Annotated in this window: 13 protein-coding genes; 4 read left to right on the top strand and 9 right to left on the bottom strand. The window is 58.7% G+C overall.

Features of this window, described 5'->3' with window-relative positions:
- Positions 1–182: 182 nt before the first annotated feature.
- The 3 genes from ACJ8J1_RS01570 to ACJ8J1_RS01580 all read right to left on the bottom strand — a co-directional run bounded on the left by ACJ8J1_RS01570 (position 183) and on the right by ACJ8J1_RS01580 (position 2,384).
- The gene (locus ACJ8J1_RS01570; protein ID WP_033643996.1) at positions 183–734 is read right to left on the bottom strand and encodes a LuxR C-terminal-related transcriptional regulator; all 552 of its coding nucleotides are present in this window, start codon (positions 732–734) and stop codon (positions 183–185) included.
- Between the two features lie 729 nt (positions 735–1,463).
- Positions 1,464–1,895 carry a GNAT family N-acetyltransferase gene (locus tag ACJ8J1_RS01575; RefSeq protein ID WP_033643995.1) on the bottom strand — a complete coding sequence of 144 codons (432 nt, stop codon included), beginning with the start codon at positions 1,893–1,895 and terminating at the stop codon, positions 1,464–1,466.
- Between the two features lie 9 nt (positions 1,896–1,904).
- The gene (locus ACJ8J1_RS01580) at positions 1,905–2,384 is read right to left on the bottom strand and encodes a tetratricopeptide repeat protein (RefSeq protein WP_033643994.1); all 480 of its coding nucleotides are present in this window, start codon (positions 2,382–2,384) and stop codon (positions 1,905–1,907) included.
- Between the two features lie 216 nt (positions 2,385–2,600).
- Here ACJ8J1_RS01580 and ypfM point away from each other — a divergent pair, with 216 nt between their 5' ends.
- Positions 2,601–2,660: a protein YpfM gene (ypfM, locus tag ACJ8J1_RS01585; RefSeq protein ID WP_100396732.1), complete on the top strand. Its 60-nt coding sequence runs from the start codon at positions 2,601–2,603 to the stop codon at positions 2,658–2,660.
- A 124-nt stretch (positions 2,661–2,784) separates the two neighbouring features.
- Here the strand turns inward: ypfM and acrD are convergent, their stop codons facing one another.
- The gene (acrD, locus tag ACJ8J1_RS01590; protein WP_033643993.1) at positions 2,785–5,919 is read right to left on the bottom strand and encodes a multidrug efflux RND transporter permease AcrD; all 3,135 of its coding nucleotides are present in this window, start codon (positions 5,917–5,919) and stop codon (positions 2,785–2,787) included.
- 292 nt (positions 5,920–6,211) lie between these two features.
- On the opposite strand from acrD, the gene ACJ8J1_RS01595 reads away from it, so the two are divergent.
- Positions 6,212–6,490 carry a winged helix-turn-helix domain-containing protein gene (locus ACJ8J1_RS01595; protein ID WP_004941750.1) on the top strand — a complete coding sequence of 93 codons (279 nt, stop codon included), beginning with the start codon at positions 6,212–6,214 and terminating at the stop codon, positions 6,488–6,490.
- A gap of 31 nt (positions 6,491–6,521) precedes the next feature.
- On the opposite strand, the gene ACJ8J1_RS01600 is transcribed toward ACJ8J1_RS01595, so the two are convergent.
- Entirely contained in the window at positions 6,522–7,154 is a 633-nt protein-coding gene (locus ACJ8J1_RS01600; RefSeq protein ID WP_033643992.1) for a response regulator, read from the bottom strand.
- Between the two features lie 161 nt (positions 7,155–7,315).
- Positions 7,316–8,992 (bottom strand): nitrate/nitrite two-component system sensor histidine kinase NarQ, encoded by a 1,677-nt coding sequence (narQ, locus tag ACJ8J1_RS01605; RefSeq protein ID WP_033643991.1) that lies wholly within the window; start codon positions 8,990–8,992, stop codon positions 7,316–7,318.
- A gap of 387 nt (positions 8,993–9,379) precedes the next feature.
- Between narQ and nudK the strand changes: the two genes are divergently transcribed.
- Complete coding sequence (gene nudK / locus ACJ8J1_RS01610) at positions 9,380–9,955, top strand: GDP-mannose pyrophosphatase NudK (RefSeq protein ID WP_033643990.1); 576 nt, start codon at positions 9,380–9,382, stop codon at positions 9,953–9,955.
- Positions 9,956–10,005: 50 nt separating this feature from the next.
- Here the strand turns inward: nudK and tkt are convergent, their stop codons facing one another.
- From tkt to rpiB, 3 genes are all read right to left on the bottom strand, one after another.
- Positions 10,006–12,000 (bottom strand): transketolase, encoded by a 1,995-nt coding sequence (gene tkt, locus ACJ8J1_RS01615; RefSeq protein WP_033643989.1) that lies wholly within the window; start codon positions 11,998–12,000, stop codon positions 10,006–10,008.
- Positions 12,001–12,018: 18 nt separating this feature from the next.
- Positions 12,019–12,969 carry a transaldolase gene (gene tal, locus ACJ8J1_RS01620; protein WP_016926754.1) on the bottom strand — a complete coding sequence of 317 codons (951 nt, stop codon included), beginning with the start codon at positions 12,967–12,969 and terminating at the stop codon, positions 12,019–12,021.
- A gap of 193 nt (positions 12,970–13,162) precedes the next feature.
- Positions 13,163–13,621 (bottom strand): ribose 5-phosphate isomerase B, encoded by a 459-nt coding sequence (gene rpiB, locus ACJ8J1_RS01625; protein WP_033643988.1) that lies wholly within the window; start codon positions 13,619–13,621, stop codon positions 13,163–13,165.
- A gap of 318 nt (positions 13,622–13,939) precedes the next feature.
- Here rpiB and ACJ8J1_RS01630 point away from each other — a divergent pair, with 318 nt between their 5' ends.
- On the top strand, positions 13,940–15,052 hold the full coding sequence (locus tag ACJ8J1_RS01630; protein WP_033643987.1) for an MDR/zinc-dependent alcohol dehydrogenase-like family protein: 1,113 nt from the start codon (positions 13,940–13,942) through the stop codon (positions 15,050–15,052).
- Positions 15,053–15,088 lie beyond the last annotated feature (36 nt).

Raw genomic sequence — 15,088 nt, forward strand, 5'->3', positions numbered from 1 at the left:
ATAGCAGAGATAATGCCAGTAAAGCGGCGGCGAGATCCAGACAACGATGCGTGCGAGGTGCGATTGCGCGCCAGGGATAAGAGGTCGGCAACGTGGTTGAACGGCTGCCTTCGCCGACCGTGCTGGTGAAAAGGCGCCGGCGAACGCGTTCTGCCGCCAATGCAGAGCTGGCGGAGAGAGAGCTACTCTTTATTGATCCTTATGTTTAAACGATCGGTCAAACACCGTACGCGGGTAATATGCAAGAGCGGTTTTATCCGGCTGGCGCCGAGTTTTTTCATTATTCGCGACTTGTAATGATTGGCGGTTTTATTTCTGATATTCATGGCATTGCTGATGTCGGCCAGCGATTTTCCCGTCGACCATTCCGAGAGAAAATGCGATTCGCGCTGAGAGAGTTGCGGCGGCTCGGTATAGTGGCTGTAGCGCTTATATAAGTCGCCGATCAGGTGGCTGAAGCGGCTCAATGATATAAGGTTTGATAATATAATGGTCTTGCTGTCGACAATCACCATGTCATGCAGGCAGTCGGTGATAATGACTATTTTGTAGGTATTGGGGTTGGCATATTCATCGCGGTAGCGCGCTTCAAAATTGGCGATAGTGACATCGATAAAGCAGACTCTTTTGCGGCTAAAACCGGCCGGCGCGCGTTTCTCCGCCCAGGTTTGATTGATGAGCTGCCGGATGCCGATAGCGGTATAGGCACACTCGCTGAAAATATCAATTTTCATTTTATTATAATCCCTTAATTTCTATTTCCCGGTGAGGATTGATATCTTAAAACATAAAAAAAGAAACAATCTAAATAATTTCACATTGAACTTATTGGGCGCCTCAGGGAAAGAACGCTATCCTGCGGTGGACAATCAGGAAAGCCCCATATACTAGCATGATTTATAAAGAGTAAATTTGGTTTTTAATCGAGCTGCCCAGTGAAGAAAGAGGAATAGAATAGAAATCCTCTATTAATACTCCGGTTATTAAAAGGAATTAACATAGAAAATGGCTATCAAAATAAAATATTCGATCGTTAATATCGATCGTTTTTGTGAGGGAGGGAATGTTAATGAATTAATAATTAAGATATTTCTTGCTTTTTAGCGAGGGGTGTTGCTTATTTTTAGCGCAGTTCAAAGAGTGTGCTGGGACAATCTCATGGCGCGCGCCAAATTAATGGCAAAGATAAATCTTAATCAAAAAAATGCGATGTTTTAAGCTGCGTGCGTTGTGCAAGTGGGGAGGATTTATACGGGGGAACGGCATGAAAGAATGCCGGATCGAAATTTCCGATAAGATCACGTCGGAAATAGCGTCTTGTCTTGTGGACGGATTGGATCGCGTTAACGATGAATATATCGGCTACGACAATCGTCGGCCGTGGTGAAAGATCCTGACAGCGGCAGCAATTCTGCGGGGCATCTGCCGCCCTATTTTTATCAGCCGAACGTTGTAATGCGCGATTAACGCACGTAGCCCCCCAGTTGCAAACGCCACAGAGCATCCCCCTCTGCGAACACCATGCCGGTGGTCAAATCGTGAAAACCGTACTTTTCATAGAAAGCCAGTTTTTCCGGCACCGAATAGATGAAAACCTTGCCGAGCGGCGCCAGATCTTGCATTACCCGGTCCATCAACCGGCGCCCCAATCCCTGCCCCTGAAAGCGCGGATCGATCGCCACGTCGGCCAGGTAAGCGACCGAAGTCAAATCGCTGATGGCATGCGCGGTGGCGATCAGCTCATCGCCGATAAACCCCCAATAGCAAAACTGGCTGTGTTGATAAACGCGTTGCAGCGTATGCGGATCGCGTTCGCCCAGCCCGGCGGCCTGCAGCAATTCACACAGCCGCCGCCAGTCGATGGCGCGGCGGTTCATATCGGTGATGATTTCCATCGTTTTCCTCTAATCAATATGATTGAGATCGGCGGCATAGTGCCGAATGGCGCGCTGATAGCCGCGGATGTCGGGGTCTGACGAGGTTTCCGCCAGCAACAACAACAGATCGGCCACGGCCCGTTTACCTTCACCCAGGTTGTACAGCGTCATGGCGCGAAACAGCATCAGCTCGTTGGCCTGCGGGAACTCAGCCAGGCCATCGTCGAAAGCGCGCAGCGAAGCCGGGTATTTCCCGAGGGCGCGGTAAGTGCTGCCGAGGCCCAGCCAGGCTTCACGGCGCTGGGCGGGCGGCAAATCGCGATCCAACGCCGCGAGGTAGCAGGGAATCGCCTGTCGCTCCAAACCCTGAACGTCGTACAGGCAGGCCAGCTGAAAATGCAGCATCGCCGCTTCCGGCTCTGCCGCCAGTTGCCGCAACGCCAGCGCAGTGGCTTCCTGATAATGACCTTGCGCTTTCAACTGTGAGACAGACAAAGAGGTGGACATGATCGGCGCTCCATTGGCGTATTGTTATACCTTTTACACGCTATCGTGGAGAAATTGATATCACAAGGGAATAGCCGCACTGAACATTGATCAGATAAATACGAAAATGTGCGCTAACCCCGGTTTCCGGGCCCGGCATCGTTCCCGTTTCCCTTCACATGGTCAAAAAACAGGCGTAGAATCCGCTTCGTCAAATGATTGAGGTTGTAAAGTATTATGGTTGATCGTGAATTAGGAAACTGGAAAGACTTCATTGATGAGATGTTGGGCAACTGACACAGCGATGAAGCCGATGGCAAGGTTGAGTCATTGGAAAATTACTGAAACACCGTGGGAACGAGATATTCGTTCGAAAAAGCAGCATCGGTCATCCGACGCTGCTTTTTTTATGCGCCGCCGATCACTCTTCGGCGGGCGGTGTGGCGGCAGGATGCGCTTTACCGGGGAAGCGGCGGCGAACCAGCACGAAGAACAGCGGCACGAAGAAGATCGCCAGCAGGGTGGCGGAGATCATGCCGCCCATCACCCCGGTGCCGACCGCATGCTGGCTGCCGGAACCGGCGCCGCTGCTGGTGGCCATCGGCAGCACGCCGAAGATGAACGCCAGCGAGGTCATCAGGATCGGCCGCAGGCGCATGCGCGACGCGTCGAGCGTCGCCGACATCAGATCCTGCCCCTTCTGGTTCAGCTCATTGGCGAACTCGACGATCAGAATGGCGTTTTTCGCCGACAGCCCAATGATGGTCAGCAGGCCGACCTGGAAATAAACGTCGTTCTCCAGGCCGCGCAGCCAGGTGGCGGCGACCGCGCCGATCACCCCCAGCGGCACCACCAGCATCACCGAGAACGGAATTGACCAGCTCTCGTACAACGCCGCCAGACACAGGAACACCACCAGCAGCGAGATGGCGTACAGCGCTGGCGCCTGCGAGCCGGACAGCCGTTCCTGATAGGACATCGCCGTCCATTCCAGACCGAAGCCGGTCGGCAGCTGGCTGACCAGTTTCTCCATTTCCGCCATGGCGGTGCCGGTGCTGACGCCGTTGGCCGCTTCGCCGACGATCTCCAGCGCCGAGCTGCCGTTATAGCGTTCCAGCCGTGGCGAACCATACTCCCAGTGCGAGCTGGCGAAGGCCGAGAACGGCACCATGCCGCCCGTGCTGTTGCGCACATACCATTTGTTGATGTCATCCGGCAGCATGCGGAACGGCGCCGCAGCCTGCACGTAGACTTTTTTCACCCGGCCGCGATCGACGAAGTCATTGACGTAGGTCGAGCCCCAGGCGGTAGAGAGCGTGCTGTTGATGTCGTCGATCGACACGCCCAGCGCCTGAGCCTTGCGTTGATCGATATCGATTTGCAACTGCGGGCTGTCGTCCAGGCCGTTGTGGCGCACGCGCGACAGCAGTGGATTTTGCCCGGCGAGCTGCAGCAATTGATCGCGCGCCGCCATCAGCTTGGCGTGGCCGAGGCCAGCGTGGTCTTCCAACTCCATATCGAAGCCGGAGGAGTTGCCGAGGCCGGTGATCGCCGGCGGACTGCTGGCGATCACCCGGGCTTCGTTAATCTTGCTGAATGCCTGAGTCGCGCGATCGATGATGTCGAATGAGCTGTTGGCGCCCGAGGCGCGCAGGTCCCAGTCTTTCAGCCGGACAAACAGGCGCGCCACGTTTTGGCCGTTGCCCCCCGGCCCGGAGCCGATGATGGCGAACACCGACAACACGTCCTGTTTCTCTTCGGTGAGGAAGTACTGCTCGACCTTCTCCACCACTTTGGACGTTTGCTGCAGGGTCGATCCCGCCGGCAGCTGCACCTGTACGGTGAAGATGCCGCGGTCTTCCTGCGGCAGGAACGAGGTCGGCAGCTTGATGAACAGCAGCGCCATGCCGCCGAGCAGCAGCAGATAAATCACCATATAGCGGCCGCTGGCGTGCAGGATGCGCCCCACGCCGCGCTCATAGCGATCGGCATTGCGGTTGAACATGCGGTTGAACCAGCCGAAGAAGCCGCGCTTGCCGTGATGATGCCCCTTGGCGATCGGTTTAAGCAGCGTCGCGCACAGGGCCGGGGTCAGGATCATCGCCACCAGCACCGACAGCACCATGGCGGAGACGATGGTGATGGAGAACTGGCGATAGATGGCCCCGGTGGTGCCGCCGAAGAACGCCATCGGCACGAACACCGCCGACAGCACAAGAGCGATGCCGACCAGCGCGCTCTGGATCTGCCCCATGGATTTGCGCGTGGCCTCTCGCGGCGGCAAGCCTTCCTCGCTCATCACGCGCTCGACGTTCTCCACTACCACGATAGCGTCGTCCACCAGCAGGCCGATCGCCAGCACCATGGCGAACATGGTGAGGGTGTTGATGCTGAAGCCGCAGGCGGAGAGGATGGCGAAAGTGCCCATCAGCACCACCGGCACGGCGATGGTGGGGATCAGGGTAGCGCGGAAGTTCTGCAGGAACAGGTACATGACCAGGAACACCAGCAGGATGGCCTCCAGCAGCGTTTTCACCACGTCCTTGATCGAGGCTTTGACGAACGGGGTGGTTTCATAGGCCACTTTGGCTTCCAGCCCGTGCGGGAAGTATTGCGACAGCTCGGCGATTTTGTCCTTCACCAACTGGTCGGTCTGCAGTTCGTTGGCGCCGGAAGCCAGCTTGATGTTCATGCCGGCGGCCTGCATGCCGTTGTAGCGGCTGAGGTAGTTGTAGTTCTCGCCGCCCAACTCAACGGTGGCGACGTTGCCCAGCGTCACCAGCGAACCGTCCTGATTGACCCGCAGGGTGATCTGGCGGAACTGCTCCGGCGTCTGGAGCTGCGACTGGGCGTTGATGGTGGCGTTCAGCGCCTGTTTATCGACCGACGGCGTGCCGCCCAACTGGCCGACCGCCACCTGGGCGTTCTGCGACTGAATGGCTTTGACCACGTCCTGGGTCGTGAGCTGATAGCTGTTGAGCTTGTTGGGATCGAGCCAGATGCGCATGGCGTACTGCGAGCCGTAGACGTCCATGCTGCCGACGCCGTTGATGCGGCTGAGCGGATCCTGCAGGTTGGAGACGATGTAATCGGCGATGTCCTGCTTGTCCATGCTGTTGTCGGTGGAGACGAACGCCACCATCATCAGCGTGGTATCGCCGGATTTCGAGACCGTGACCCCCTGATTCTGCACCGCCTGCGGCAGACGTTTGATCGCCGCCTGCAGCTGGTTTTGCACCTGCTGCATCGCTTCGTTGGGGTCGGTGCCGGCTTCGAACGTCAGCGTGACGGTCGCCTGGCCGGTATTGGTGCTCTGCGACGACATATACATCATGTTGTCGAGGCCGGTCATATTCTGTTCAATGATCTGCGTGACGGTGTTTTCCAGCGTTTGCGCCGAAGCGCCTGGATAAGTTGCGCTGATGCGCACGTTCGGCGGCGCCAAATTCGGGTATTGTTCTACCGGTAAAGAAAAAATCGCCAACGCTCCGGTCAGGCAAAGAATTATTGCCAGCACCCAGGCGAAAATCGGGCGATCAATAAAAAAATTGGCCATGCAGCGCGAACCTCGTTATGACTTGTTCTATCTTTAAAACGCATCAGAATTATGCATTTCAGCGGCAGGGAGGGATCCCGGCGCTATTGCACTGTACTCGGGAAAGCCGAGGAAAGCGTGGAGAAAAAAAGGAGATAGTGTAAATAACGGTAGCGTAAAACGGCGTTGGCGCTTGTTTGCCGACAACGAGACGCGATTAAGACATTTTTATGACTGTCGAAGGCCTTGCGTGCCTTTTTCGCGCGCAGGGAACCGGAAATAAACAGGACTCACCTTACAGCAGGAGCTTGGCATGGGAATTAACCCGGTATTTGCCCGTCGGCTTTATTTGTGCTGGCTGATCAGTCACAGTGAGCGGCCCAATGTGCCGCGGTTGATGGCGTTGACCGGTTGGCCGCGCCGCACGTTGCAGGATGTGCTGAAGGCGCTGCCCGGCATGGGCGTCGAGCTGCAGTTCGTGCAGCAGGGCGTGCGCAACAACGACGGTTTCTATCAGCTGGAAAGCTGGGGGCCGTTCAACAAGAGCTGGGTGCACCAGCACCATCAGGCGCTGCTCAGCGCCATCGAGTAAGCTGCCCCGGCGCAGTTGCCGGGGCTGACGTTCATTGGCTTTTATGCTCCAGGTACATCACCGTCGCCGCCACGCGAGAACGCACGTCCAATTTGCGCAGTATGTTGCGGATGTGCACCTTCACGGTTTCTTCAGAGATATGCAGCTGCGCCGCTACCTGTTTGTTGGACAGGCCGCGCGCCACCTCTTGCAAGACATCCAGCTCACGTTCGGTCAAGGCGGCAAAGGGATCGCGCTGCTCACTGCGCGCCAGCAAATAGTCGGCCATGGCGTCGCTGATCACGTTCTGCCCCTCGGCGGCGGCGCCGATGTGCTCCAGCAGCAGTTCCGGCTCGCTGTCTTTCAGCAGGTAGCCGTCGGCGCCGGCGTCGATCAGCGCATACAGATCGCTGCGCGCGTCGGAGACCGTCAGCACGATGATGCGCGCGTCCACGCCTTCGTCGCGCAGGGCCCGCAGCGTGTCCAGCCCGGACATGCCCTTCATGTTCAGATCCAACAAGATCACGTCCGGGGCGTGCTGCAGCGCCAGCGCAACCGCCTCGCTGCCGTTGCCGGCCTCCGCCACCACGCTAAATCGCGCATCCAGTCCCAGCAGTTGTTTGATGCCGCGCCGCATCAACGGATGATCGTCAACGATCATGACTCGGTATTGCTTCATCACCATGAAATATGCTCCCTGTAGCAAGTAAAGCCACTCAAACGCGCCCTGCGGCGTGCTTCACAGTGGGACTGTCTCTTCAAAAATAGCGGCAATCAGCGCCGTAAACCTCCCCGGACGGCCTTCCGCCCGGCGGCAACCGTAACGCAGAATGAACAGCCGCAAGGTCAGGGCGAGAATGTCAGGCAAACCGCCGTGCCGCCGCCGCTTCTGCGCTGAATGTGCAGCGTTCCTCCCAATCGCGCCGCGCGTTCGCTCATGATGGTCAAACCATAATGCCCTTCCGGTTCCTCCAGACTGGCGATGCCGCAACCGTCGTCGGTAATGCTGAAAACGTTGTCGCCTGCGGCGTTGACCTCGCAACACACCGTAATCTCGTTCGCCCCGGCGTGCTTGACGGCATTGAGCACCGCCTCGCGCACGATCTGCAGCGCGTGCACCTGCTGCTGGGCGTTGAGCGCCTGCGAAGACAGCCGACAGTGTAACTGAATCCGCGCGGGGGTTAGCGCTTTTAATGGCTGCAACAGCTGCTCCAGCGCGGCGTTCAGATCCGCCTCCTGAATGTTGAGGCGGAAGGTGGCCAGCAGCTCTCTCAACTGGCGATAGGCATCGGCCAGCGTGCGATCGAAATCGTCGATAATGGTCTGCGCCGCCGGATCGGCGGCGCTGCGCCGCAGCAGCGTCAGCTGGATGCGCAGGAACGACAGCGTCTGCGCCAGCGAATCGTGCAGCTCGCGGGCGATGGTCGCACGCTCTTCCATCAACAGCAGATATTGGTGCTGCTTTTGTGCCCGGTTGAAGTAAACGCCGCGGCCCAACATATTGGCCAGGCTTTGCATCAGGTGAGGATGCGGCGGGTGCGCCTCGGGCTGCCAGCGCAACTCGCCCAGCGGCTTGTCGCCCTGGGTGATCGGCAGCGCGTTCCAGGCCTGCGTCGGCGCCGCTTCCCCTTCGCTCAGCCGCCACTGGCCTTGGCCGTCCGCTACGTGCAGTTGGATGCAGCGCAGCCGTTCGCTTTGGCGCACGATGCGCAGCACATTTTCGAACGCCTGCTGATCGAGCTGGCGCACGCTCAGTGCCTGCGAGCAGCGATACAGCACCTCAAGCGTTTCATTGGCCTGCTGCAGACGTTGGGTTTTTTCCTGTACCTTCAGCTCCAGCGACTGATAGAGCCGGGCCAGTTCGTCCGACATGGCGCTGAAGGTTTGCGACAGCACGCCGAGCTCGTTCGGCAACGTCACGTCCAACTGCGGGTGGCGAAAATCCCCTTGTTGCACGCGCTGGCTGGCGTCGACCAGATGCTGCAGCGGGGTGACCACCTGGCGGCGCATGAAACGAATGCAAAACAGCACCAGACCAATGATGGCGGCGTAACCCAGCACGCTGACGGCGGCCACCAGGGTCAGTTTCAGTTCGGAATAGCGCTGCAGGGCAGATACGAAATGGTCAACGCGATTGACATGACCGGCGACCTCCGCCCGATAGGCGATCGCCTGCCCGTTGCGGATCTGCCGCTCCATCGTTTGCCACGCCTGTTGCAGCGCCAGATAATGGTTGCGCACCTCGGCCGGTACGTAGAAGCGCGCCAGTTTTTGCAGCGCCGGCGCCTGCAATGACTGCCGGTATTGCTGCAGGTGCAGCTCCAGTTCTGGGCTCTGCTGGTCGAGATCGAAGGCCAACCGGTAGCTTTGCATGCGCAGCGAACCGGCGATATTGATCGCTTCGGCATCGCTCTGGCTGCCGGCGACGGTGGTCAACGCCAACCCGGTGGCGAGCACCGACAGTATCACGATGCCGAACAGCGCTTTGGCCAGGCTGCCGGTCACGGAACGTTTAACAAGCAATCAAGGATCCTTCTCTCAGGTAGGGCGCGTCGCCAGTTTCATTCGAAAGCAAAACTATAACTTTTGCAACTAAAATGCACCGCGATTTGTATCAAGTTGTCAACAAAACGGGAACAATTGTGGTTGTGTAATCAAATGAATAGCGAAACGCCCGTCGATTTTCAGCGGCGGGCCGGTTTCCTCTGACGATTTGTCTTTGGGGGGCGAATCGCACTGGGTTTTATGCAATCTCATGCGCCTGAGCGCGACTTATTTTTCATTATTTTAAGCAATGTTAAGTCCCGGCTTGTCCGGCGGGGCGCGGTGTGATTTTTGTTGCAAATCGTCTGCCGCGGCGCGGCCTAATCGCGGTATGATCTTCACGTTGTCACGCAAGGGAAAAGGGTTATGTCGTCGAAAATTGAGAATGTGAAGAAAGAGCTGCTGTCGGACAACTGGTATGTGCTGCACAAGTACACGTTCGATCTGAAACGCAAAAACGGCGGTTCGGTGCAACAGGTGCGCGAGGTCTACGATCGCGGCAACGGCGCCACCATTTTGCTGTATAACCGCGCCAAGGGCACGGTGGTGCTGACCAACCAGTTCCGCATGCCGACCTACGTCAACGGCAACGAGAGCGGCATGCTGCTCGAGGCCTGCGCCGGCTTGCTGGACGCCGACTCTCCGGAGCAGTGCGCGCGCCGCGAAGCGGTGGAGGAGACCGGTTTTCAGGTCAGCGAGGTGAAGAAAATCTTCGAAGCCTACATGTCGCCGGGCGGCGTGACCGAGATCGTGCACTTCTTTATCGCCGAATACCATGACGATGAGCGGCGCGCGGCCGGCGGCGGCATTGAAGATGAAGATATTGAGGTGATCGAACTGCCGTTTCGCGACGCGGTGGCGATGATCGCCGATGGCCGGATTAAAGACGGCAAAACCATCATGCTACTGCAGTATTTGCAGATTCATCGGGTGATGGAATAAAAAAAGCCGGTCATGATGACCGGCTTTTTTATCGGCTTGCACCCGGCGGCTTACTTCAGCAGCGCCTGCGCCTTGGCCACCACGTTGTCCACGGTGAAGCCGAACTCGGCGAACAGCTGCTCCGCCGGCGCCGACTCACCGAAGGTGGTCATGCCCACGATAGCGCCGTTCAGGCCCACGTACTTGTACCAGTAGTCCGCGATACCCGCTTCCACCGCCACGCGCGCCGTTACCGCTGCCGGCAGCACCGACTCGCGGTACGCCGCATCCTGCTTGTCGAACGCGTCGGTCGACGGCATCGACACCACGCGCACCTTGCGGCCCGCCGCGGTCAGTTTGTCCGCCGCCTCCACCGTGATGCCCACTTCGGAGCCGGTGGCAATCAGGATAACGTCCGGCGTGCCCGCGCAGTCTTTCAGCACGTAGCCGCCGCGGTACACGTTCGCCAGCTGCTCTGCGGTGCGCGGCTGCTGGGTCAGGTTCTGGCGCGAGAACACCAGCGTGGTCGGGCCGTCGTTGCGCTCGATGCCGTACTGCCACGCCACCGCCGATTCCACCTGGTCACACGGACGCCAGGTGCTCATGTTCGGGGTCACACGCAGGCTCGCCAGCTGCTCCACCGGCTGGTGGGTCGGGCCGTCTTCGCCCAGACCGATGGAGTCGTGGGTGTAGACGAACACGTTGCGCAGCTTCATCAGCGCCGCCATGCGCACCGCGTTGCGGGCGTATTCCACGAACATCAGGAAGGTCGCCGAGTACGGCAGGAACCCGCCGTGCAGCGCGATGCCGTTGGTGATGGCGGTCATGCCGAACTCGCGCACGCCGTAATGAATGTAGTTGCCCGCCGGGTCAACGTTCAGCGTTTTCGAACCGGACCACATGGTCAGGTTGCTCGGCGCCAGGTCGGCGGAGCCGCCCAGGAACTCCGGCAGCACCTTGCCGAACGCTTCCAGCGCGTTCTGCGACGCCTTGCGGCTGGCGATGTTGGCCGGGTTGGCCTGCAGTTTTTCCACGAACGCTTTGGCGTCCGCTTTCCAGTCCGCCGGCAGCTCGCCGTTCATGCGGCGCTTGAACTCGGCGGCCAGTTCCGGGAAGGTCCTGGCGTAGGCGGCGAACTTGTCGTTCCAGGCCGCTTCTTTGGCCTGACCGGCTTCCTTGGCGTCCCACTGGGCGTAGATGTCCTGCGGAATTTCAAAGGCGGCGTATTTCCAGCCCAGCGCTTCGCGGGTGGCGGCCACTTCGGCGGCGCCCAGCGCGGCGCCGTGCACGTCATGGGTGCCGGCCTTGTTCGGCGAGCCGAAGCCGATAACGGTCTTGCACATCAGCAGCGATGGCTTGTCGGTCACCTTGCGGGCTGCTTCAATCGCGGCCTTGATGGCGTCCGGGTTGTGGCCGTCGACGTTGCGCACCACGTGCCAACCGTAGGCTTCGAAACGCAGGGCGGTGTCGTCGGTGAACCAGCCGTCGACGTGGCCGTCGATGGAGATGCCGTTGTCATCGTAGAAGGCGGTCAGCTTGCCGAGCTTGAGGGTGCCGGCCAGGGAGCAGACTTCGTGCGAGATGCCTTCCATCATGCAGCCGTCGCCCATGAAGGCGTAGGTGTGGTGGTCGACGATGTCGTGACCTGGGCGGTTGAACTGCGCCGCCAGGGTGCGTTCGGCGATGGCGAAGCCGACGGCGTTGGCGATACCCTGGCCCAGCGGGCCGGTGGTGGTCTCAACGCCCGGGGTGTAACCGTACTCCGGGTGGCCCGGGGTTTTGGAATGGAGCTGACGGAAGTTTTCCAGCTCGCGCATCGGCAGGTCGTAGCCGGTGAGGTGCAGGAGGCTGTAAATCAACATGGAGCCGTGGCCGTTGGAGAGCACGAAACGGTCGCGGTCAGCCCAGTGCGGGTTAGTCGGGTTGTGGTTGAGGTAGTCGCGCCACAGGACTTCGGCGATGTCCGCCATGCCCATAGGGGCCCCCGGGTGGCCGGAATTTGCTTTTTGTACGGCGTCCATGCTGAGTGCGCGGATGGCGTTGGCAAGCTCTTTACGAGAAGACATAACGAAACTCCAGTGCGATTACAGTTGAGCGGCCAACATGTCTTCCAGCTTCTGCTGGTCGACGGCGAACAGGCGGATGCCTTCGGCGAGTTTTTCCACCGCCATGGCGTCCTGATTGTGCAGCCAGCGGAACTCCGCTTCGGCCAGCGGGGCAGGTTGGTGGAAGCCCTCGGTCGACGGGGTCAGCTTGCGTTCGACCGGCTGCTCGCTGTTTTTCAGCTGCTCCAGCAGGTTCGGCGCGATGGTCAGGCGATCGCAGCCGGCCAGCGCCAGGATCTGCTCAACTTTGCGGAAGCTGGCGCCCATGATCACCGTCTGGTAACGATGACGCTTGTAGTATTCATAGATGGTGCGCACCGATTTCACGCCCGGATCCTGATCGGCGTCGTAGTCGGCGGCAGGCTGTTTAGCCTGGTACCAGTCATAGATGCGGCCGACGAACGGCGAGATCAGATACACGCCGGCTTCGGCGCAGGCGCGGGCCTGAGCGAAGGAGAACAGCAGCGTCAGGTTGGTGTTGATGCCTTCTTTTTCCAGCTCTTCGGCGGCTTTGATGCCTTCCCAGGTGGAAGCCAGCTTGATCAGGATGCGCGATTTGTCGATGCCCTGTTCCTGATACATGCCGATCAGTTTGCGCGCTTTGGCGACGCACATGCCGCGGTCGAACGACAGGCGGGCGTCCACTTCGGTGGAGATGCGGCCCGGCACGCTTTTGAGGATCTCGACGCCGATGTTGACTGCCAGTTTATCGCTGGCGTTGATCAGCTGGGTTTCCTTGCTGCCGCCCTGGCGGCGGGCATACTCCAGCGCTTCGGTGATCAGCGCTTTGTACTGCGGCAGCGCGGCGGCTTTCAGGATCAGCGAAGGGTTGGTGGTGGCGTCCTGGGGTTCGAACTGGCGGATGGATTCGATATCGCCGCTGTCGGCGACCACCGTGGTCAGCTGCTTGAGTGCGTCTAATTGATTCATTGATAAGCTCCTTGACCAAGCTCAACGTAGGGAAATGAGAACCTTTTTCATCATAGGGGGAACACACTGCATCATCGGATCGAGAATGAAAATGCGCTTTTTCTGATTGTTGCGATGGATAATAACAATGAATGACGAATAAACCCAGGCGGAGCGCGGCTTGCGCGCGACCGCCATCGAGACTGCAGGCGATTTAACGCCGACCGACCGCGTTTTCGTAATAGCCGATCCGCTCGACTTTCGGCGCCGATCCTCCCCCTTCAAACTCCGATTCCAGCCAGGCATCGACGATGGTTTTCGCCAGTTCGGCGCCGATGACCCGCGCGCCCAGCGTGATGATCTGCGCATCATTGCTTTTGCGCGCCCGTTGGGCGGAGTAGGTATCGTGACATTGCGCCGCGCGAATGCCGGGCACTTTATTGGCCACGATGCTCATACCGATGCCGGTGCCGCACAGCAGGATCCCCCGCCGATGTTTTTCCTCCCGTATCGCCTGCGCGACGCGATAGGCGATATCGGGATAGATCCCCGTTTCTGCGGTGCGATCCGTCGTGTAGTCAATGACGGGAATGTCCCGTCGTTGCAGGTGGGCGACGATCAGATCCTTCAGTTCAATGGCGGCATCGTCGGCGCCGATGGCGATAGGCAGCATAGCGGTCTCCTGATTGGTAACGAAAAGGGCGGCGATCCTCGGTGGCGCCACGTTCATTACCGTATCCCTGTTTAATCAAATGTTCAATTGGTGTTCTTTTGTTTTTTGCCTGATTTTTCTGTTCCTCCCTTTAAAAGGTGACGAGCGTCACTAAAAAAGAGGTTTTAATCGTTATTTATCCTCATGCAAACGGGTTTTTGAGCGATATCACAGTTTGGCAAGTTCTCTGTGGGCAAATTGAACGCGTGACGTTAGTGTTCATTTGTTCTTTGTTTGTGTTATTGATCATAAAGAGTCACCCTACCAGAGGAGAGTGCTATGTGTCAGACCTGCATGACAGAGGCGAAAATGGCGGACGGTATCCCCGAGATCATGAAGGCGGTTGTGGCGTACGCCCCGAAAGATTACCGCCTGGAACAGGTGCCGGTACCGAAGATCGGCCCGAAAGAGATCCTGGTGAAGATCGAGGCCTGCGGCATCTGCGCCGGCGATGTTAAAGCGTTCGAAGGGGCGCCCAGCTTCTGGGGCGATGAAAAACAACCGGCATACATCAAGGCGCCGATGATCCCCGGTCATGAGTTTATTGGCCACGTGGTGGGATACGGCGAAGGCGTCGAGGGCTTCAATCTCGGCGATCGGGTGATATCAGAACAGATCGTTCCCTGTTGGCAATGCCGCTTCTGCAACCGCGGCCAGTATTGGATGTGCGAAAAGCATGACCTGTACGGTTTCCAGAAAAACGTCAATGGCGGCATGGCCGAGTACATGAAGTTCACCAAAGAGGCGATTAACTATCACGTGCCGGCCGATCTGCCGATCGAAAAAGCCATTCTGATCGAACCCTATGCTTGCTCCTTCCATGCGGTGCAACGCGCCAATATCAAACTGGGCGATGTCGTGGTGCTGGCCGGTGCCGGCACCCTGGGGCTGGGCATGATCGGGGCGATCAAAAAGTCCGGGCCCTCGAAGCTGGTGGTGCTGGATCTGTCCGATGAGCGTCTGGCGCTGGCGAAGCGCTTCGGCGCGGATGTGACGCTGAACCCGACCCGTGACGACGTGCCCGCGGCGGTTAAAGCGATGACCGACGGCTACGGCTGCGACATCTACATCGAGGCGACCGGCGCCCAAAAGTCCGTGGAACAGGGCCTGACGCTGATCCGCAAACTCGGCACCTTCGTGGAATTTTCCGTGTTCAAGGATCCGGTGACCGTCGACTGGAGCATCATCAGCGACCGCAAGGAGCTGGACGTGCTCGGTTCGCACCTCGGCCCTTACTGCTACCCGCTGGTGATCGAAGGCATCGCCAATGGCGATCTGCCGACCGAAGGCGTGGTGACGCATACGCTGCCGCTGGAACAGTTCGCCGAGGGCTTCGAGCTGATGAAGCGCGGCATCGGTTCAATCAAAGTGGTGCTTAATCCAAACCTCTGAAACCTGCATCGTTCTTCGGGTGCGGGCGAGCCTGCG

It is taken from the genome of Serratia sp. CY37869, from assembly GCF_052168895.1.
In the GTDB taxonomy this organism is placed as follows: domain Bacteria; phylum Pseudomonadota; class Gammaproteobacteria; order Enterobacterales; family Enterobacteriaceae; genus Serratia; species Serratia ureilytica.

What these genes read in the sequence shown, in the direction of transcription:
- ACJ8J1_RS01570 (WP_033643996.1), bottom strand. Translation starts at nt 734, where the DNA reads ATGAAAATTGATATTTTCAGCGAGTGTGCCTATACCGCTATCGGCATC.
- nudK (WP_033643990.1), top strand. Translation starts at nt 9,380, where the DNA reads ATGTCGTCGAAAATTGAGAATGTGAAGAAAGAGCTGCTGTCGGACAAC.
- ACJ8J1_RS01580 (WP_033643994.1), bottom strand. Translation starts at nt 2,384, where the DNA reads ATGTCCACCTCTTTGTCTGTCTCACAGTTGAAAGCGCAAGGTCATTAT.
- rpiB (WP_033643988.1), bottom strand. Translation starts at nt 13,621, where the DNA reads ATGCTGCCTATCGCCATCGGCGCCGACGATGCCGCCATTGAACTGAAG.
- tal (WP_016926754.1), bottom strand. Translation starts at nt 12,969, where the DNA reads ATGAATCAATTAGACGCACTCAAGCAGCTGACCACGGTGGTCGCCGAC.
- acrD (WP_033643993.1), bottom strand. Translation starts at nt 5,919, where the DNA reads ATGGCCAATTTTTTTATTGATCGCCCGATTTTCGCCTGGGTGCTGGCA.
- ACJ8J1_RS01600 (WP_033643992.1), bottom strand. Translation starts at nt 7,154, where the DNA reads ATGGTGATGAAGCAATACCGAGTCATGATCGTTGACGATCATCCGTTG.
- ACJ8J1_RS01575 (WP_033643995.1), bottom strand. Translation starts at nt 1,895, where the DNA reads ATGGAAATCATCACCGATATGAACCGCCGCGCCATCGACTGGCGGCGG.
- ACJ8J1_RS01630 (WP_033643987.1), top strand. Translation starts at nt 13,940, where the DNA reads ATGTGTCAGACCTGCATGACAGAGGCGAAAATGGCGGACGGTATCCCC.
- tkt (WP_033643989.1), bottom strand. Translation starts at nt 12,000, where the DNA reads ATGTCTTCTCGTAAAGAGCTTGCCAACGCCATCCGCGCACTCAGCATG.
- ACJ8J1_RS01595 (WP_004941750.1), top strand. Translation starts at nt 6,212, where the DNA reads ATGGGAATTAACCCGGTATTTGCCCGTCGGCTTTATTTGTGCTGGCTG.